Source organism: Arthrobacter sp. NamB2 (assembly GCF_005281365.1).
Classification (GTDB): Bacteria; Actinomycetota; Actinomycetes; order Actinomycetales; family Micrococcaceae; genus Arthrobacter_D.
Genome location: NZ_SZWI01000001.1, coordinates 569,227 through 588,355, shown reverse-complemented (window position 1 = coordinate 588,355; position 19,129 = coordinate 569,227). Strand labels below are relative to the sequence as shown.

The window sequence follows — 19,129 nt, the reverse complement described above, 5'->3', positions numbered from 1 at the left end:
CCGCTCAGCGCAGCGGCAGGTGCTGGGCGCTGTCCTCCATGGGCAGATCGTCGACCGTGGCCGTCACCACCAGGCTCGAGAGCTGCAGTGACCCGCCGACCGTCGACAGGAACGCGGTGTCAGCGGCGTCCCGGCCGGTCCCGATGCGCAGCATGCAGGCCCGCGGCGCCAGGCCGGTCGCGTCCACCAGGTGCCACGCCCCGTCCACCCAAACCTCGACGACAGCGTGGAAATCCATCGGGTTCAGACCCGGCGCGTACACGGACGCGAGCCGCGCTGGAACATCACGCGCCCGCAGCAGCGCGATCACGAGATGAGCGTAGTCCCGGCAGACACCCCTGCGTGCGAGGAGGGTATCGGCCGCGCCATCGGTGAAGCGGGAGGACCCGGGCACATAGGACAGTTCGCGCGATACCCAGTCCCGCACGCCGTGAACGAGATCCAGGCCCTGCAGGTGGGGAAACTGAGCGTAGGCCGTCGGCAGGATCTTGTCCGATTCGCAATAGCGGCTGGGCCGGACGTACCGCACCAGGTCGAGGTCGTCCCCCGACGCAGGGGCCGCTACACCCGTGACGGTCGCGCGGTAGTGGACCCGGAGCGTCGATGCTCTTGCCGTCGTCAGCAGGTGCAGCCTCGTGCCGTCCCCGTCCTGTCGCTCGCGGACCTGCGCCGGTTCCCCGTCGACCAGCACGGACAGGTCCTCCTCCACCGACCGGTAAGCGCCCGGGCCTGCGACGGCGATCGACAGGACCACCGCCGTTCCCGCGACGGTGGTGGCACTGAGGTCTGCGGAGACAGTGCGTTGCATGGTTCGTTGCTCCCGGTAGACAACTGGATCGCCTCCAACTCTAAGCTGAGGTGGGCGGCAACCCTCGACGCCGGCGGGCGCCACCCTGCCGGGCAGGATGACCGGCTGGAAAGGACCACCATGAGCGACTTCACTGCGGAGGCGATCGGCGACCTGACGGGTCGTCGTGCCGTCATCACCGGGGCCAACAGCGGGCTCGGCCTGCAGACGGCCGTCGGACTGGCGAGGAAGGGTGCCGACGTCGTGCTGGCCTGCCGGAACGAGCAGCGGGGGCGCGACGCCGAGCAGAGGATCCGAGCCCTGACGGGTAGCGACCGGCTCCATGTGCACGTCCTGGACCTCGCGAGCCTGGCGTCCATCCGGGCTTTCGCGGCCGCCCTGACCGGGCCGGTCCACATCCTCGTGAACAACGCAGGGATCATGGCGACACCCAAGGGCACCACCGCGGACGGCTTCGAGCTGCAGTTCGGCACGAACCACCTGGGCCACTTCGCGCTGACCGGTCTCCTGCTGCCGAACCTGCAGGAAGCGCGGACGGCCCGGGTCGTCACCCTCTCCAGCGTTGCCCACAAGGGGGGCCGCATCAACTTCGACGACCTCCAGTCCGAGCGCGGGTACCGGCGGTGGAGGGCCTACGGACAGAGCAAGATCGCCAACCTGTACTTCATGGTCGAACTCGACCGTCGGGCGCGCGCGGCCGGGTGGGACCTGCTGTCGGTCGCTGCCCATCCTGGCCTCGCCAACACGAACCTGACAGCCGGCATGCGGGCTCCGGCCATGCTCGACGTCGTCGGCGGCTTCTTCAAGCTGATGAGCCAGTCCGACGCCGCGGGTGCGCTGCCGACCCTGTACGCCGCGACGCATCCGGACGTCAGGGGTGGCGACTTCTACGGCCCGTCCGGGCCCGGCGAGACCCGCGGAGCGCCCCGCCTCGTCGCGCCTGCCGCCCGCGTGCTGGACCGCGACATCGCCGTCCGGCTGTGGGATCGAAGCGTCGAGCTGACCGGCGTCGATTACGCGGCACTGGCACCCGCCGGCTGATCATCCACCCTGGCCGGGAGGATCGGTCGCGATCTGCACCGACTGGATCATGGAGCGGATGGTCGCAAACTCAGGAGTCCCGTAGTACGCCTCCGCCTCGCCGATGGTGCCGAAGGACACCGTGGCCGGTCCGGTGTTCGCCGGAGCTTTCGGTGCGAGCACCTCGAAATCACCGAAGCTGAACCGTCCCAGGGCCTCACTGCCCTGGACGGTATTGGACAGGGAGCACGCCAGGGCGTCCGCTCCGCCCACCTGGTCCGTGATGCCGTAGGAACCGAAGAAGCGGAAGCCCGTGATGAGCCGGATCACGAAGCGGGGCTCGATGTTCGTCGCGGCTGGGGGCTGTCCGGTCAGAGCCAGCGGCTCACTGCCGATGACGTAGTACGGCGTGCGGTCTGCATCGGGACAGGGCGCCTCCTGCGTCAGGATGCCGGAGTGGAGTTCCGCGGCGGTCGTCCCCTCCGGCGTGCGGACGGCATAGTGCAGCGAGTCCGGCGCGTAGGCACCGGGTTCGGGCTGCAGCGGCTGCACCACCCAGGCCTCGGGCAGTTCGAAGCTCACGAGCCTGCTCGGATCGGTGAACACCTTCCACCCCTCGCGTGCCTCCCGCAGTGGAGCCGTGGTGGGCTCCGGCGTGGGACTCCCAGCGGGCACCGAGGATTCCGCCGCTCCCCCTCCGCCCTCCTGCGTACCGGTGCACGACGCCAGCACCAGGCAGGCGAGCACCGCCGCCACAACCGTGTGCACGTGGCGCTGCCTGTCCGCACGTGGAGATGATCTCCTGCGCATGGTGTCCCTCCCTCGGACCGCTGGGTGCCGCCAGTCTAGGCCTTCATCGAGCTCCCGACCGCCTGTGTCGCGCCGAGAGAGCGGGCGGCGCGGACCGCATCGGCGACAGCTCGGGCCGCCTCCTCCAGATCGCCGGGCGTGGTGTCCTGCGTCCAGGAGAATCGGACGGCGCTGGAAGCAGTCTCGGCATCGATTCCCAGCGCCAGGAGCACGGCCGACGGCTCCGAGGACCCGGCCGCACAGGCGGAACCGCTGGAACAGACCACTCCCCTGCGGTCGAGCTCCAGGAGGACCGACTCGCCGCTGACACCCGGGAAGCAGAAGGACGCGAGGTTGGGGAGCCGGTGATGGGCATCGCCCGTCAGCACCGCCTCCGGAACATCGGCCAGGACCGTGCCGATGAAGGAGTCCCGTGCTGCACTCGCGAGCGCGGCTGCGGCGGGGAGGGCCCGCTGTGCGAGTTCGAGCGCCCGTGCCACTCCGACGGCCCCGGCCACGTTCTCCGTGCCGGACCTTCGCCCGCGTTCCTGTCCGCCGCCGTGCAGCACGGGCTCGCAGGGCGTGCCCGACCTGAGGTACAGCAGACCGATCCCCTTGGGCGTACCCAGCTTGTGGCCCGAGATGCTGAGCGCACTGACGCCCAGCGCGTCGACGTCGAGTGGAAGCCAGCCCGCGGCCTGCACCGCGTCCGAGTGGAAGGGGACGCCGGCTCTCCTGCAGACGTCCGACAGCGCGGCGATGTCCTGGAGGGTACCCACCTCGTTGTTCGCGTACATCACGGTGCACAGCGTCGTCCCGACCTCGAGCGCGGCTTCCAGGGCTTCGGGCGTGATTCGGCCTGTGGCCGATACGGGCATGACCGTGAGCCGGAAGCCGTGGAAGTCCCGGAGGTAGGCCAGCGTCTCGAGGACCGCCGGGTGCTCGATCGCGCTGGTCACGATGTGCCGGCCCCTGGGCGCTGCAAGGGCCATACCCTTGAGCGCGAGGTTGTTGGCCTCGGTGCCGCCGGAGGTGAACACCACCTCGGCTGGACGGCAGCCGAGCAGGTCGGCTACACCCGCTCGTGCCCGCGCCAGTTCTGCCGCGGCGGCTTCACCGATCGCGTGATGGCTGGAGGGATTTCCGAAGACGGAGGTCAGGAGGGGCCACATCTCCTCCAGGACCTCGCGCCGGGCCGGTGCAGTGGCTGCGGCGTCGAGGTAGATCATGCTCGGGACCCGGTGCGGTCGGGCTGCAGGTCGAAGTCGAGGCCGAGGTCGAGGGACCGGACGCTGTGCGTGAGCGCGCCTGCGGAGATGATGTCCACGCCGGTCGCCGCGATGGCCGCCACCGTGTCGAGGCGGACGTTTCCGCTGGCTTCGACGAGCGCCCGGCCACCGATGACCCTCACTCCCTCGGCGAGGTCGTCGAGGGAGAAGTTGTCCAGCATGATCGTGTCCACTCCCGCTGCAAGGACCGGTCCGATCTGCTCGAGCCTGTCCACCTCCACCTCGACGTGCACGGTGTGCGGCAGTCGTGACCGGACGTCCCGCAATGCCTGCGTCAGGGCTTCAGGTCCGTCGAGGGCCAGCAACGCGAGGTGGTTGTCCTTGACCATGACTGCGTCGGAGAGGCTCGATCGGTGATTGGACCCTCCGCCGCAGCGCACTGCCCAGCGCTCGAGCACCCGGAGTCCCGGGGTGGTCTTGCGCGTATCGACGATCCGCGCGGGGGCGCCGTCCACCGCGTCGACGAACGCTCTCGTCATGGTCGCGATACCACTGAGCCTTTGTGCGATGTTGAGCGCGGTCCGCTCCGCCGTGAGGATGCCGGACGCCGGACCGCTGATGTCCGCGATCGTGTCCCCGGCGTCGAACCGCGTACCGTCCGGTCGTGGGAACGCCACGCTGATGCGCTCGTCCGTGAGCCTCATCGCCGCTTCGATCGCGGTCGTCCCGCAGAGGATGCCGGGCTCGCGTGCGGTGATCGCAACCGCCGTCCGGACGTCGGGGTCGATCAGCGCCTGGCAGGTGATGTCCCCCCACGGCGCGTCCTCGGCGAGCGCGGACGCGACGACCGCATCGACCAGGTGCTGCGGAGGTGGCGCCAGGACGACGGCGGTGCTTGGGGCGGCGGATGCAGTACCGGATGTGGCGGGAGTCATCGGGTTCCTTCGATGGAGCATGCGTAGGTCCTGCTCGGGGCTGGAATGCGGCTGATTTCGGGGTGGTCGGAGCGGTAGTGCGCTCCGCAGGACATCGGGCGCTTGAGCGCGGCATGCACGAGCAACCGCGCGCAGAGCAGCAGGTTCGCCAGCTCGGCGTCTGCCGGGTCCCGATAGGAGGCGAGGTGTTTCAGCGCGAGGACCAATCCGTCCCCGGAGCGCAGGATCCCCGCGTGGTCGGTCATCAGTGCCTGCAGGTCACGTCGCGTGAAGGACTGCGTACCGCCTCCGGAAGCAGCCAGGTCGAGGTGCTCGACGTCGAACCGGGGTGCTGCTCCACCCCCCGCGGCAATCGCCGCCGCGCACCGCGCCCCGAAGACCACGCCTTCGAGCAGGCTGTTGGAGGCGAGCCGGTTGGCGCCGTGTACACCGGTCCGGGCAACCTCCCCGACCGCGAAGAGGCCTGGCACCGACGTCCGACCCTCCGTGTCCGTCCGCACCCCACCCATCCAGTAGTGCGCAGCCGGAACGACGGGCACGACGTCGGACGACCAGTCGTAGCCGTGCAGCGCAGTGAGTGCGCTGAGCGACGGGAAGCGTGTCGACAGGAACTCCCCGCCGAGCGCCGTCGCATCGAGGTACACCCGGCTCCCACGGCCGTCCGATGCGCTCGATGCCCGGCGGGAGAGGTGGCGCGCGATGCTGCGGGAGACGACGTCACGCGGCGCGAGATCCCCCTCCGGGTGGTAATCGGTCATGAAGCGGTGTCCAGCGGCGTCGACGAGCCGAGCGCCCTCGCCCCGGACGGCCTCCGAGATCAGCGGGTTGCCCGGTACGTCGAGCGACGTCGGGTGGAACTGGAAGAACTCCAGGTCCGCCACGGCCGCGCCCGCGCGCCAGGCGAGAGCCACGCCGTCGCCTGTGGCGATCGAAGGGTTGGTCGTGTGCTCGAAGAGCTGCCCTGCACCCCCGGTCGCGAGAACGACGGCGTCGGCCGGGAGCTCGCGCCGACTGCCGCCCTCGAGCACCTCGACGCCGGTCGCGCGCCGAGGAGCGGTCCGGGAGTCCTCAAGCAGCACCCGTGTCACGAGCGTCTCCTCGAGCACGCGTATACCGGCATCGCGCCGGACGTCGGCGGTCAGGGTGTCCACGAGTCCGGCCCCGGTGGCATCACCACCCAGATGGAGGATCCGTGCTGCGGAATGTGCTGCTTCCCGCCCGCGCGCCGGCATCCCGGGATCGGCCGCATCGGCGTCGAAGACAATCCCGGCCCGTTGCAGCTCACCGATTCCGCGCTCTCCACCGTGGCAGAGCACTGCGACGGCATCCGGGTCGCCGAGCCCGGCACCGGCTGCGAGCGTGTCGGCGATGTGCGCGTCGACGGTGTCGTGCTGCAGGTGCTTCCGCCCGTCACCGCCGATGCTGACGGCCGACGCTCCAGGAACGACGGCGGCGATGCCACCCTGCGCGTAGCGCGTGTTGCTCTCCGCGAGCGAAGCCTTCGACACCAGGACCACGTCGAACCCCGGAGCGAGGCGTCGGAGCACCAGGGCGGTCTGCAGCCCGGCGATGCCGGCACCGACGACGACGACGCGGTGCATGCCACCCGCTACCGGACGGCGGGTACCCGGACGCTCGGGTGTCATGGCTGGACCGCGAGCATCCGGTTCAGGGCTACGCGGGCGTGCTCGGTCACGTTCGCGGACACGGTGATCCGGTTCAGCACCTGCCCGTCGACGAGTCCCTCGAGCACCCAGGCGAGATACCCCGGGTGGATCCGGTACATCGTCGAACACGGACAGATGACAGGATCCAGGCAGAAGATGGTGTGCTCCGGGTACTGGGCGGCAAGCCGGTTCACCATGTTGATCTCCGTGCCGATCGCGAAGGTGCTGCCGGGCTCGGCTGCCGCGATCGCCTTCCGGATGTAGTCCGTGGATCCCGACTCGTCCGCGGAGTCGACCACGGGCATGGGGCACTCGGGGTGGACGATCACGCGGACGCCGGGGAACTCCGCCCGCGCCTTCTCGATCTGCGCGACGGTGAAACGCTTGTGCACCGAGCAGAAGCCGTGCCACAGGATCACGCGGGAATCGATGAGGGTCTGCTCGTCGGTGCCGCCCCAGGGCTTGCGCGGATTCCACATGGGCATCTGTTCGAGCGGCACGCCCATGGCTTTGGCGGTGTTGCGCCCAAGGTGCTGGTCGGGGAAGAACAGGACGCGCTGGCCGCGTTCGAAGGCCCATTCGAGCACCGCGGCCGCGTTCGAGGACGTGCAGACGATGCCGCCGTTCTCGCCGCAGAAGCCCTTGAGCGCCGCGGAGGAATTCATGTAGGTGACAGGGATGACCGGCTGGCGGCCGTCGGCGTCGGGTCGCGAGCCGAAGAGTGCTGTCAACTGGTCCCAACACTCCGACACCGAGTCGATGTCAGCCATGTCCGCCATCGAGCAGCCGGCCGCGAGGTTCGGGAGGATCACCGCCTGCTCCGGGGTCGACAGCATGTCGGCTGTCTCCGCCATGAAGTGGACGCCGCAGAAGATGATGGCCTCCGCTGCGGTGCGCTCCGTGGCGGCGCGGGCCAGCTGGTAGCTGTCCCCCACGAAGTCGGCGTACTGCACCACTTCGTCGCGCTGGTAGAAGTGTCCGAGGATGACGACCGATTCTCCGAGTGTCTTCTTCGCGGCGAGGATCCGCCTGTCCAGCTCGTCGGCCGGAGCGGCTCGGTACTCCTCGGGAAGTTCGCCCTGGCGCGGAGTCGCGGACGGGGCTTGGTCGTGCATGGAGGCACCGGGGCCGTAGTCGGGCATGGGAAGGGCGTCGAAGGCCCAGGGATCACGGGCGAGGTTCGGCGAGCACGTTGCAGTCGCCGCGGCGGCTCCTGCCTCGCCGCGCGGGATCAGCTTGATGGCGGTCGTGACGGACACTGGTTCTCCCTGGGGTGGGGACCGCCGCTCTGTGATCGCGGCGATCGGGTTCGGGTCGGGGGTGATGACGCTGCTGGGCTAGGGCGGAGCATCCGGAGCGGGCCCTGCGGCGGATCGGGATGCTTGCGGAGCCTCTCGTGGAGGGGTACCGGCGTCCGGTCCGGTGTACCGGTAGAGGCGGGGCGGCCGGTTCCGCCCGCCCTGGAGTACCTCGTCCGTTGCGGAGATGTCCCTCGCCGAGCGGAGCTGGCGCCTGAAGTTCGCTGGGTCGAGGTGCCTGCCGAGCACCGCTTCGTAGACGCCCCTCAGTTGCGCAAGCGTGAAACGCTCACCCAGGAAGTGGTAGGCGACGGAACCGTACTCGATCTTGCCGCGGAGGCGTTCCAGCGCGTAGGCGACGATCTCGTCGTGGTCGAAGGCGAGGCCGACCGCCTCGGCGGCGCGGAACCACCGGACGTTCTCCGACTCCTGCGCCAGATCCGCCTGGTCCGGCCGAACGAGGGCCCAGTAGACGATCGACACCAGACGCTGCGTCGCCGATCGGTCAAGTCCCCCGAAGGCGTAGAGCTGCTCGAGGTAGGTCGGGTCCAGGTTCGTCGTCTCCCTGAGATTCCGCGCTGCAGCGTCATGGAGCGACTCGCGACCGCCGAGGGGTCCACCGGGAAGAGCCCACTTGCCGAGGTGCGGCTGTCGGACCCGGCGCACGAGCGGGAGCCATATTTCGAGACGGCCCGATCCGGCTCCGGGACGGAGCGCGAAGATGACCGTCGAGATGGCGAGCGACGGCGGTTGCACCTGCCGTTCGGAGACGTTGGCGGAACTGTACATGCCGGCTCTCCTGCCTGCTCCGCTGGGGCCCTTGTTAGGGTCATGATGACTGTAACTCATGGGTACCTGGAGTCAAAGGTGGCCGCTCTCCATGACGCGTGCCGTCATACAGGCACTCGGCTTGCCCCTGACGCAGGAAGTGCCTAAAGTCACACCGCCGGCCGTTCGAGGCCGCGCGGCGGGGATGTGTTCAACGGTGCACACGTCTCTGCCGCCCTTACGATGGGGACATGGACCACCACGCTGTACACGAGGTCGAAGGCGTCGACCCCCATTTGGCCATCTCCCGCAGCGATGCGACCGGCGACATCAGCCTCCGGCCCATCCTGCTGCTGCACGGCTTCGGGTCCTCCTCCAGTCGGAACTGGGTGGACTCGGGCTGGGTCCGGTTCCTCAATGACGCGGGCCGCTCGGTGATCATGGTGGATCTGCCTGCCCACGGGGACAGCGCCGCGCCGGCGGATGCAGGCGCCTACGCCCCGAGCCGTATGCGCGCAGACATCCTCCAGGCCCTGTTCGACGAACGCGTCCTGCCGATCACAGAGGGCCGGCCCGACTCCGGCGTCGACGTCATCGGATATTCGCTCGGGGCTCGCCTGGCCTGGGAATTCGGTGCCACGCAGCCGGAGCTGGTGCGCAGGATGGTGCTCGGCGGGCCGGGTACGGCGGATCCGCTGGCCGGTTTCGACCTCGATGGCGCCGAGCGATTCCTCGCAGGCGGACCGGCGCCGGAGGACCCGACGACGGCGGACCTCCTGCGCATGGCAGAGGCACTACCCGGCAACGACCTGCCGTCACTCCTGGCAATGGTGTCGGCGATCAAGACCGAGCCGTTCGACCCGGCGGGCGCCGTCCCGAAAATGCCGCTGCTCCTGGTCGCCGGGGACCAGGACGAGTACGCCGACGGCATCCAGGACCTCAGGAACCTGGCTCCGCGCGCCGAGATCGCCGTCCTTCCTGGCAGGAACCACACGAACGCAGTCACCTCGAGGGCCTTCAAGGACGGCGCCCTCGCCTTCCTGGCCTGAGGATGTACCACTGTCTGAAGGTGCGGTACACCGCGTGGCTAAGCGGCGGAAGGACCCACCGGCCGCGTTATACTGACAACTGATCAGCAGCCTTATCAAGAGGTTCAGCGATCGACACCCACAACCCGTCGCAGGAGGACACGCATGGATGTGCTCCTTGCTGAGCGGTACCAGACCACCGGCCTTCTCGGCGTCGGCGGAACCGCCTCGGTCTACCGAGCCGTCGATCGCAACCTCGGACGCGACGTCGCCATCAAGATCTTCAACCCGACGACGGCGGACGACGACAACTACCGACGCCAGCACACCGAGACCATGCTGCTGTCCACACTGAACCATCCCGGGCTCGTGACGTTGCATGATGCAGGGATCCATGAGGACGACGACGGCCGCACGACGGGTTTCCTGGTCATGGAGCTCGTCGACGGCGAGGACCTCCGCCACCTGCTGAAGCGTGGCGCCCTTCCCGCCGAGGACGTCGCCCAACTGGGAGCGGATCTCGCCGACGCCCTGGCCTATATCCACTCCGAAGGCGTCGTCCACCGCGACGTGAAACCCGCCAACATCCTGATGTTCCACAGCCGGGACAACGAGACGCGCCTGTATCCGAAGCTCACCGACTTCGGCATCGCGCGCATGGTCGAGGCGACCATGGCCACGGCCGTGGGTGCGACGATCGGAACGGCCAACTACCTCAGCCCCGAGCAGGCCAAGGGCGATCCGCTCGATGAACGCAGCGACATCTACTCGCTCGGACTCGTGCTCCTCGAGTGCCTGACGGGCGAGAAGGCTTTTCCCGGACCCGTGGTGGAGGCCGCCCTGGCGAGGCTCCTGCGCGATCCCGAGGTCCCTGATTCGCTCGGCCCCGAGTGGAGCGACCTGCTCCGGCGGATGACATCGAGGGATCCCTCGATGCGGCCCTATGCCCACGACGTCGCGCTCCAGCTACGCAGCCACGCGGACGAGCAGGCTCCTGCCGTGCCGTCGGGGGCGGAACCGGGTGACGGCAATGTTGCCGTGACCGGTCGTGGAAGGGATGAGGCGGACGCCGTGACCGGTGGGGTCTTCACGGGCAACGTCCGCATTCCCGACCCGCCCGACCGCGCTCCCCGCATCAGCTGATCGCCCCGGCGCGGCCGGACTCTCCGGCCCCGGAACGAGCTGCAGGTTCCCCCAGGAACTCCTGGCGGGACCTGCAGCTGGTGGGCCGGTGAGGCAGGTGCACGCCTAGGCAGGGCGCCTGCCTGGACAGTGCCGCCGTCGAGGGGGATTCCCGCTCCTCCCCCACCCGCGGCACGTCGCCCGGGCGCTAGTCGTTCTTGCTGCCGCCGTCGTCTTCCTCGGGCTCGAAGTTGCTCGGCTCCGCCATCGAACCCGCCGCTACTCCGTCATCGCTCGCGGGAATGGTCCCGTCCGGCCCTACGCCGCCCGCCGCGTCGGTACTGTCGTTTCGCTCGGTACTGTCGTCTCGCTCGGTGCCTTCGGTGCTCATGGATCCTCCTGCGTCTCGATGTCTTCCGATCCTATGCTCGGGGCCTGCCAATTGACAGCAGCCTGATCATCGACGGTCGGGATGCGTCAACTCCTGGTGGACCGCAGGGCGAGGGCGGACAGGGTTCCGAGGATGAACAGAACGACGGCGGCGAGTGCGGGCACGACCGACGCTCCGGCAGCCCCTCCGGACTCCGCAAGGGTGCCGGCGAGCGCGGAGCCGATGGCGGTGCCGGCCACGATGCCGCTGGCGAGGAACGTCATGACGGTGCCCAGGCGATGCGCCGGCGCGACGGCCGAACCGATCGAGAAGATGGTCACCATGGTGGGACCGACGAAGATGCCGAGGAGGAACAGCACCACCAGCATTGCGGGAAGAGAACTCGGCAGGGCCAGGGCGCACGCTGCCAGTGCCATCGCGCCTGCAGACGCGACCCACCGGCTCGTGTGCCTGAAGCGCGGGGACCAGTACGCCACGGTCAGCGCGGCGATGGCGGAACTCGATCCCATGACCGCGTAGAGCAGCCCGGAGGATTCGGCGGCACCGAAGGTGCCTGCGAACGCGGTGAGGAAGGTCTGGGTGGACCCGAAGAACGTCCCGATGGCGATCATTCCCGCCACGGGCAGCAGGACCAGCCCGAACGTGCGTGCGCGCGGGACCCCTTGCGAACTGCCATCCTCGTCGCCGCCGACGGGGGCCGGGCCCGCGTCACTGTGGGCGACGGTCGGATGCACGGCGAAGGCGCTGACGAGGGTGATGGTCAGGGCCGCCGCGAGCGCCAGCGGGAGCCACGGTGCGATCAGGCTGGCGAGCATCCCTACGAGCGCCGGCCCGAGGACGAATGTCAGTTCGTCGGCTGTTCCTTCGTACGACAGCGCCGTGTCCAGCGCGCTCCGCGGACTCCGACGCGTCAGGGCCATCCAGCGGACCCGGGCGAAGGGACCGATCTGCGGGCAGGTGAAGCCCACGGCGAGGGAGGCGACGAGCACGAGGACGAGGGCGCTGCCCGTGAATCGTTCTGCGGTCAGCGTCATCACGAGCAGGCCTGCGATGGCCAGCGTGTTCAGGATCGCCGATGCGAGCAGCACGATGCGCTGGCCGCGCTTGTCGGCGAGGATGCCGAGGAGCGGCGCGCCGATGGCCGAGCCCAGGCCGACGGCGCCGGCCGCGAAACCGCCTGCCGCATAGGAGCCGCTGGCAGTCGTGACCAGCGTGAGGGCTCCGACGGTGAGCATCGCCAAGGGCAGCCGCGCGAAGAAGCCGATGATCAGGAAGGAAGAGCCGGCAAGGTGCGGAAGGACACCGAACTTGCCGAGGCGTGACCGGCGCGGGATGCCGAGCTGGGACTGGTCCGGGGAACGAAGAGGGTCCGGCGTGGCCGGGGAGGGGTTCTTGTACATGCGCTTTCCGGGTGCATCGAACGCGCATCGTCCCCCCTCCCGATGCGCCCGACCCGGTAACGCATCAAGTTTACACGCTGGCCGGCTGCTCCACGAAGCGCAGGCTCGACCCTTGCCGGCCCTTGATGACCTGCAACTGCGCCCCCACCCGTTGTTTGAGCTCGGGCACGTGACTGACCAGTCCCACGACACGCCCGCCGCTCCTGAGTCCTTCCAGCGCGTCCATGACCTGTTCGAGCGCCTGGTCATCGAGAGAGCCGAATCCTTCGTCGACGAAGAGCGTCTCGATGTCGATCCCTCCCGATTCCTGCTGGACGACGTCGGCCAGGCCGAGCGCCAGCGCAAGCGAGGCCATGAAGGACTCGCCACCCGAGAGCGTGGAGGTATCCCTCCGATTCCCGGTCCAGCCGTCGATGACGTTCAGGCCCAGCCCGGACCGCTTGTTGCCCGCCGTGGCGTCGCTGTGCACCAGTGCGTACCGGCCGTCGGCCATCTGCAGCAAGCGTTCGGTGGCGGCGGCCGCTACCTGCTCGAGGCGCGAAGCGAGCACATACGTGGCCAGCGGCATCTTGTACAGGTTCTCTCCTCCTCCTCGCGCAGTGTCAGCAACGGCTGCGACCAGCCGGGAATGCGCGCGCAGCGGCTCGATGACCTGCTCGAGATCGGCGAACCTCCGCGCGTAGGTCTCGAGCTGCGCCACGGAGTGACCGAGCACTTCGGCGCTGATGCCCGCTCGCTGCGCCCGACCTCGGAGGTCGTCGGCGGCGCCGGCGGCCAGTCGCTGGTCCTCGTCCGTGGGTCGCTCGATGCCCTCCTGCTCCTCACGCAGGCCCTCCCGCACGCTTTCCTCGTCCCACGCTGCGTCGAGGCGGTGCGCGCGTGCCTCGTATTCCCGTATCGCGCCGAGGATCCGCGCATGGTCGTCCTCCGCAAGGAGTGCCGCGCGGGCATCATCAGCCGATTCGAACGGGGTGTCGCGCAACGCCTCACTCACGCGCCGACGGCTGTCCTCCTGTCGAGCCTCGGCCTGGGCGAGGGCGTCGAGGGATTCCCGGACGGACTCGAGATCGTCGCCGGCACTCTGCACCGCGCTGATGCGGGCCGCCAGCGACGGCGCGTCCCCGCACAGCCCCGCAAGCCGGGACGCCAGCGCGTCCTCCTGGTCGAGCAACGAGGACCGCCGAGCATCGGCGACGGAACGCTTCTCGCGCAGTGAGTCCCGGAGCAGGCACGACCGTTCCTCGTCATCGCTCCCGCGCTGGATACGCTCCTCGACAGCCGCACACTCGGCATGTGCCGCCTCGGCGTCCGTCAGCTTCTTCCGTGCAACCCGCGTTGCTGCCGCAGCATCCTCTGGAGAGGCCCCTCCCCCGCGCGCGGCGAGGTCCGCCACCTCGAGGCGCGCCCGGTCCCGGAGGTCACGGGCGGCGTGCAGCACCTTCTCGGCTTCCGCTTGCAGGCGGCGTGCCGCCTGTTCCTCCGCCAGGCTGACCCTGTCACCACCCGGAGAGGCCACGGGCGAGGGGTGCTCGGGGCTGCCGCACACCGGGCACGGCTCGCCGTCCACCAGACTCTCGGCAAGTTCCTCGGCGGCCTGTTCCAGGCGGAGCTGGAGCTTGGTGAGCCACTGCTCCTTCAGGTCGAGGAACCGCTCCGAAGCCGCCGCGTGATCGGCGTCCGCCGTCACCTGCCGTTTCTGCGCCGCACGGAACTGCCTGGTCGTCTCCTCCGTAGCAACAGCAGCGGCGAGGTCGGCACGCAGGTGCGTCAGGCCGTCGGCAGCTTCCCGCAAGGGAGCGAGCCTCTCGGTATCTGCTGCGCGCTCGAGCTGAACCCGGGCGATGACCGCGTCGATATCCTCTATCCGCGTGTCCAGCTCCACGAGTTCCTTGCTCCTGGCGTCGAGTTCGGAGCGGACCTCCAGGAGCCTGTGCTCCTCGGGCAGCGCCGCGCGGAGCACCGCGAGCGTGGACGACGACGACGCACACGCCCCGGTCAGTCGTTCGCGCGTGAGGTGCGCCGGCTGGTCCTCGGAATCCGCGCCGCGCAGGAATTCGGTGGAGGCCGCATCGTCCCTCAGGCGGCGGAGCGCCTCGTCGTACCGGGCCCGTGCACTGTCCGCTGCCGTTAATGCCTCGTGGTCCAGATGCAGCAGCGCGGCCAGCCTGTGCGCCTCGTCGTGGCGCCTCGCCAGGTCGGCCATGCGTGCGATGTCCTGAGCCCGCTCCCGGTGGGCGCTCTGCTGAGTCCGGACCCGCTCGAGCGCGTCGAAGCGATCCTGTCTCCGTCTGAGCGCCGCGAGCGCCCCGTCTGCGAGCGCACTTCGTTCCGCAAGTTCGGTGCTCTCGCCCGCGGCGGCATCACGGCGCTCCGCGAGTGCCGCGACGAGCACCCGCATCGATGCCGCCCATTCCTCGGCGGACAGAGGATCGATGCCGAGGTCCGCCACACCGAGATCATGGCGTTCGGCCTCGTCGATCGCCCGCAGGAAGAGATTCCGTTGCCTGCCCTCCTGCTCGGCGAGGGCCCGGACCGCGCGCTGGCTCTCCTCCGCGAGCAGCCGCTCGAGGTCCTCGAAGCGCGTTGTCGAGAAGAGTTTCTGCAGCAGTTCCCGCCGAACCTTGGCGTCGGCACGGAGGAAGGCGGCGAACTCGCCCTGAGGCAGCATCACGACCTTGGTGAACTGTTCCTTGTCCATACCGAGGAGTGCCTGCAACTCGAGGCCGGCTTCGTCATTGCGGGCCGACTTCTGTACCCACTCCGGACCGATCCGCTCGCTGAGGAGAGTGCGGGCCTGCTCGAGCGTGGTGCCGCTGCCGCGTCGCGACGGCCGGTCCCAGGCGGGCGAGCGGACCACCCTGAAGCGACGGTCCCCGGCCGTGAACTCGAGGGAGACCTCGGGAGCGAGGGACGCCGCCGCGTGATCGCTGCGTAGCCGCTTGGCGGCCTGCCGTGCACCGGGAACGGAACCGTAGAGGGCGAAGCACACGGCGTCGAGCACGCTGGATTTGCCGGCACCCGTCGGGCCGTTCAGGAGGAACAGGCCCTGACTCGACAGCGCGTCGAAGTCGACGACCTGCCTGTCGGCGAACGGGCCGAAGGCTTGGATCTCGAGGTGATGGAGTCTCATATGCGCGTCCTAGCGCTCGTGGGCCAGGCTCAGGGCGGCGTCCACCGTGGATTCGACCAGTGCCGCCTCCTCCGGCGACGCCTTGCGCCCCCGGACGTGCTCGAGGAACCCGCAGCAAATCTCCGCGTCGTCCCGTGCTGCGGCGATGCGCTGGCTGTAGGTGCGGTTGTCCGTGCGTTCGCCGCCCTCGGGCGCGAACGCAAGCACGAGCGTATCGGGGAAGCGTGCCCTGAGCCGCTCCATCGCCCGAGCGGGCCGCTCCGGATCCGTGAGGGTGACATGGCAATAGGCGGACTCCGCCCATTCCAGGTCATCCCGGCCCAGCAGGTCCTCGAGCGCACCGTTGAGGACGGCGAGATCGCGTGGAGCCGGCCAATCAACTGTCCGGATCTCCTCCATGCCCTGCGGCGACACCTCCAGGAGCCAGGCGCCTTTCCTGTGGGTGGCCTCGGAGAAGGAGTACGCGAGGGGCGAGCCCGAGTAGCGCACGGTCTCCGACAGCTTCTGCTTGCCGTGCAGGTGGCCCAGTGCGCTGTAGTCGAACTCGTCGAACAGGGACAGCGGTACTGCCCCGAGCCCGCCGATCGCGAGGTCCCGCTCGCTGTCGGAACCGGCGCCACCGGCCGCGAAGGTGTGTGCCATGACGATCGACACGACGCGGCGGCTGCCGCTCCTGCGGCCGATGTCAGCCCGGATGCGGTCGACGGCGGCGCGCGTCACCGCGGTGTGCGAGCTCGAATCCGCCTGCAGCGTCTCCGCGACGACCCGGGGCTCGAGGTATGGGATGCCATACACGGCCAAGTCCGCATCTGCGCCGAGTGGAAAGACCACGGCGTTTGCGATGTCCTCGACCCGCGTCCGCAGGTGAACTCCGCCCCGGGCCAGGATCCTTCCGCCGAAACCGAGCCGCGTCGCGGAGTCGTGATTGCCACTGCTCACTACCACCTGTGCGCCGGCAAGCGTCAGGCGCTCCAGGGCTTCGTCGAAGAGTGCGACGACGTCGACGGGGGGCAACGCCCGGTCGTAGACGTCACCGGCCACGAGGACGACGTCGACGGCCTCCTCGCGCACCGTCTTCTCGAGGTTGTCGACGAAGATCCGCTGCGCGTCGATCATCCCGGTGCCGTGGAACGACCGGCCCAGGTGCCAGTCGGATGTGTGGAGGATCCTCATGATTTTCACGCTACCGCCGCACGCCGACATTCGATGGATCAGCGCGCGACGGACCCTCGATCAGGGTCAGCGCACCCGCCCTGCCGCGCCGGAGCCGGAGCCGGTATCGGTATCGCGGTCACCGGAGTCGCCGTCGCCGGAGGAAAGGTCGCGCCCATCCGAGGTCGTCGATGCGAAGAAGGATTCCGCGTCGCCGGCTGACGCATCCGTCGAAGCACCGGCTGAGGAAACGGCTGACGAACCGGCCGGGGAACCGGTAGCGAGCGACTGCTCGTCGGCCCGAACCCCCTGCTGAACGGCGACGTCGGATGCGGGTGCCTCGGAGGCCGCAACCCCGAGGCGCTCCGGGCGTGGCGCGCCCCACGAGTCGACGCTCCGGAAGACCAGCCCTGCAATCAGGCCGCCGATGATCGGAGCGGCCCAGAAGAGCCACAGCTGCTCGAGCGCCCAGGTCTCGGCGAAGATGGCCGAGGCCGTCGCCCGCACAGGGTTGATTCCACCGTTGGTGACGGGAAGGAGGAAGGAGAGCAGACCGGCGAAGGTCAGGCCGACAGCGAACGGCGCGAGGTCGCGCCGGGCGCGCTTCGAGGTCGCGCCGAGGAACACGGCCACCAACAGTGCCGTGGCGACGACCTCCAGCAGGAAGGCGCTCGTCAGGGGGAACTGGACCGGCGAGTGCTCCGCATAGCCGTTCGAGGCCGAGCTGAAGAACGCGCGGATGCCCGTGAGCTGCGGGTTGGCGCTGAGCACCAGCCAGATCAGTCCTGATGCCGCGACGGCGCCCAGGACCTGCGCGACGATGTAGGGGACAACAGCCTTCCAGTCCGTCCTGCCGGCCACGGCAGACGCAAGGGTGATGGCGGGATTGAAGTGACCACCCGAGACGTGACCGAAGGCGATCATGGCCGCGATGACGGCGAAGCCGAAGACGAGCGTGGGCTGCAGCGCCGTCTCCGTGGCCAGCATCGTGGCTCCCAGACCGACGAGGATGACGAGGAACGAGCCGGCCCCCTCGGCGATGGATCGTGCTGTGAGGCCGGGGGTGCGCAACGCGTCGTCGTGTCCGGCGGTGGCGAGGCCTGCATCGGCAGACGCTCCTGCCGTCGTCGAGGTGTGATTCATGGGATGCATGTTCCTTCAGTCGTTCCTGCAGAGACCGCCCGGTGGTGCACCGGGCCGGCGACAAGCCTTCCATCCTAGTCTGCGTGGCGGCTGGGAGGCGCACGCTTCAGGGCCGGCGCCCTGTCCCTAGACTGGGGGACGTGATGAACGACAGCACTCCCGACCACAGCGCGCACGAACCCTCCGGTGGTACGACGACGGGGCCGGGCCCGATTACCTATGAGGACCGCGTCCTCGGCTGCCTCCTCGGCACGATGGCCGGTGATGCCTATGGGGTTCTGTACGCCGCGGGGGACGATCCGATCATCGCACTCGACGATCCGGCAGCGTCGGCTGTCTCCGACGCGACGCAACTCACCCTGTACACAGTCGACGCGCTGATCGAGGCACTCGAATGGGCGAACGACGGCGTCGCGGCGGATGAGACCGCCTGCCTGTGGCTGGCCTACCTCCGCTGGCTCGGTCGCCAGGGCGAGCACTTGCCGTCGAACGCGCCCGCGCCGCCCGCTCGCTGGCTGGATCGGCAGGAGGACCTCCTTCCCGTGCACGACGCCGACGCCGACACGGTGCGCGCGCTCCTGACCGGCGAGATGGGCACGCAGGCCCGCCCGCTCAATCCCACGGCGCAGGGTCCGGGTGCACTGATGCGATCTGCTCCTTTCGGGCTGGTTCCGCGCATCCCGGCCAGCATGGTCGAACGCCTCGCGATCGAGGGCGCCGCGCTGACGCACGGCTCACCGGAAGCGCGGAGCACGGCCGCCCTGTACAGCGCCGTCATCCGCGCGCTGGCGATCGATGGTCTCACCCTCGAGGGGGCGATCAGCGAGGAGCGCGTCGGCGAGATCCACCTGGCCAGGGAGGCACCTCGCGACGCCGCCGGTCGCCTCTCGGCCGGAGAACCGGCCCCCGATTCGCCTGCGATCGCTGGTTCGGGAAACCCCGCCGGCGGTACGACGGCGGCGGGGACCTTCGCGGCCGCCCTCCAGGCCGCGCGCGAGGGCGCCGGTGCGCCGGCATCGCCGCGGGGACAGCTCGAGGCCGCCGTGGCGCACGCTGCTTCCGCAGGCCGGCCCGATGCCTCACCCGTAGTCGCGGCGTCCCTGGCAGGTGGCATCATCGGCGCCCTCCACGGAACAGGGGCCCTTCCTCCCGTGTACCTCACCGCGCCTGGACTCGCGGACGTGGTGCGCTCGCTCACACGCATATTGCTGAGGGCGACCACCGGCTCCTGACGGGGACTCGCGGCGAT

The 19,129-nt window shown here is 69.5% G+C and carries 16 protein-coding genes; 4 read left to right on the top strand and 12 right to left on the bottom strand.

All coding sequences use genetic code 11. The annotated features are described in order from the left end of the window. Window positions 1–4: 4 nt before the first annotated feature. The gene (locus FDK12_RS02685) at window positions 5–808 is read right to left on the bottom strand and encodes a transglutaminase-like domain-containing protein (RefSeq protein WP_137368076.1); all 804 of its coding nucleotides are present in this window, start codon (window positions 806–808) and stop codon (window positions 5–7) included. Between the two features lie 120 nt (window positions 809–928). Here FDK12_RS02685 and FDK12_RS02680 point away from each other — a divergent pair, with 120 nt between their 5' ends. Further along, complete coding sequence (locus FDK12_RS02680) at window positions 929–1,849, top strand: oxidoreductase (RefSeq protein WP_104118023.1); 921 nt, start codon at window positions 929–931, stop codon at window positions 1,847–1,849. Here FDK12_RS02680 and FDK12_RS02675 read toward each other — a convergent pair whose 3' ends face one another. The 6 genes from FDK12_RS02675 to FDK12_RS02650 all read right to left on the bottom strand — a co-directional run bounded on the left by FDK12_RS02675 (window position 1,850) and on the right by FDK12_RS02650 (window position 8,535). After that, window positions 1,850–2,638 (bottom strand): hypothetical protein, encoded by a 789-nt coding sequence (locus FDK12_RS02675; protein ID WP_137368075.1) that lies wholly within the window; start codon window positions 2,636–2,638, stop codon window positions 1,850–1,852. A 35-nt stretch (window positions 2,639–2,673) separates the two neighbouring features. Then, window positions 2,674–3,846, bottom strand: coding sequence for a cysteine desulfurase family protein (locus FDK12_RS02670; RefSeq protein ID WP_137368074.1), 1,173 nt, complete (start codon window positions 3,844–3,846; stop codon window positions 2,674–2,676). Further along, window positions 3,843–4,781 (bottom strand): carboxylating nicotinate-nucleotide diphosphorylase, encoded by a 939-nt coding sequence (gene nadC, locus FDK12_RS02665; RefSeq protein ID WP_137368073.1) that lies wholly within the window; start codon window positions 4,779–4,781, stop codon window positions 3,843–3,845. The genes FDK12_RS02670 and nadC overlap by 4 nt, the downstream gene beginning before the upstream one ends. Then, window positions 4,778–6,427 carry an L-aspartate oxidase gene (nadB, locus tag FDK12_RS02660; protein WP_223263040.1) on the bottom strand — a complete coding sequence of 550 codons (1,650 nt, stop codon included), beginning with the start codon at window positions 6,425–6,427 and terminating at the stop codon, window positions 4,778–4,780. The genes nadC and nadB overlap by 4 nt, the downstream gene beginning before the upstream one ends. Then, window positions 6,424–7,707 (bottom strand): quinolinate synthase NadA, encoded by a 1,284-nt coding sequence (nadA, locus tag FDK12_RS02655; RefSeq protein WP_137368072.1) that lies wholly within the window; start codon window positions 7,705–7,707, stop codon window positions 6,424–6,426. The genes nadB and nadA overlap by 4 nt, the downstream gene beginning before the upstream one ends. Window positions 7,708–7,785: 78 nt before the next feature. Further along, a complete protein-coding gene (locus tag FDK12_RS02650) occupies window positions 7,786–8,535 on the bottom strand; it encodes an NUDIX hydrolase (RefSeq protein ID WP_137368071.1) in 750 nt (249 codons plus the stop codon). A 230-nt stretch (window positions 8,536–8,765) separates the two neighbouring features. Between FDK12_RS02650 and FDK12_RS02645 the strand changes: the two genes are divergently transcribed. Together FDK12_RS02645 and FDK12_RS02640 are read left to right on the top strand one after the other, a co-directional pair. Beyond that, a complete protein-coding gene (locus FDK12_RS02645; RefSeq protein ID WP_137368070.1) occupies window positions 8,766–9,563 on the top strand; it encodes an alpha/beta fold hydrolase in 798 nt (265 codons plus the stop codon). Between the two features lie 144 nt (window positions 9,564–9,707). Next, on the top strand, window positions 9,708–10,685 hold the full coding sequence (locus tag FDK12_RS02640; RefSeq protein ID WP_137368069.1) for a serine/threonine-protein kinase: 978 nt from the start codon (window positions 9,708–9,710) through the stop codon (window positions 10,683–10,685). A gap of 187 nt (window positions 10,686–10,872) precedes the next feature. Here FDK12_RS02640 and FDK12_RS02635 read toward each other — a convergent pair whose 3' ends face one another. The 5 genes from FDK12_RS02635 to FDK12_RS02615 all read right to left on the bottom strand — a co-directional run bounded on the left by FDK12_RS02635 (window position 10,873) and on the right by FDK12_RS02615 (window position 17,880). Then, complete coding sequence (locus FDK12_RS02635) at window positions 10,873–11,055, bottom strand: hypothetical protein (protein WP_137368068.1); 183 nt, start codon at window positions 11,053–11,055, stop codon at window positions 10,873–10,875. 86 nt (window positions 11,056–11,141) lie between these two features. Continuing rightward, window positions 11,142–12,455 (bottom strand): MFS transporter, encoded by a 1,314-nt coding sequence (locus FDK12_RS02630; RefSeq protein WP_137368067.1) that lies wholly within the window; start codon window positions 12,453–12,455, stop codon window positions 11,142–11,144. A 70-nt stretch (window positions 12,456–12,525) separates the two neighbouring features. Next, on the bottom strand, window positions 12,526–15,585 hold the full coding sequence (locus FDK12_RS02625) for an AAA family ATPase (RefSeq protein WP_137368066.1): 3,060 nt from the start codon (window positions 15,583–15,585) through the stop codon (window positions 12,526–12,528). Window positions 15,586–15,594: 9 nt separating this feature from the next. After that, window positions 15,595–16,758 (bottom strand): exonuclease SbcCD subunit D, encoded by a 1,164-nt coding sequence (locus FDK12_RS02620; RefSeq protein ID WP_137368065.1) that lies wholly within the window; start codon window positions 16,756–16,758, stop codon window positions 15,595–15,597. A gap of 66 nt (window positions 16,759–16,824) precedes the next feature. After that, complete coding sequence (locus FDK12_RS02615; RefSeq protein WP_189636239.1) at window positions 16,825–17,880, bottom strand: aquaporin; 1,056 nt, start codon at window positions 17,878–17,880, stop codon at window positions 16,825–16,827. A gap of 143 nt (window positions 17,881–18,023) precedes the next feature. On the opposite strand from FDK12_RS02615, the gene FDK12_RS02610 reads away from it, so the two are divergent. Continuing rightward, window positions 18,024–19,112 (top strand): ADP-ribosylglycohydrolase family protein, encoded by a 1,089-nt coding sequence (locus FDK12_RS02610; protein ID WP_223263067.1) that lies wholly within the window; start codon window positions 18,024–18,026, stop codon window positions 19,110–19,112. Window positions 19,113–19,129: the final 17 nt, after the last annotated feature.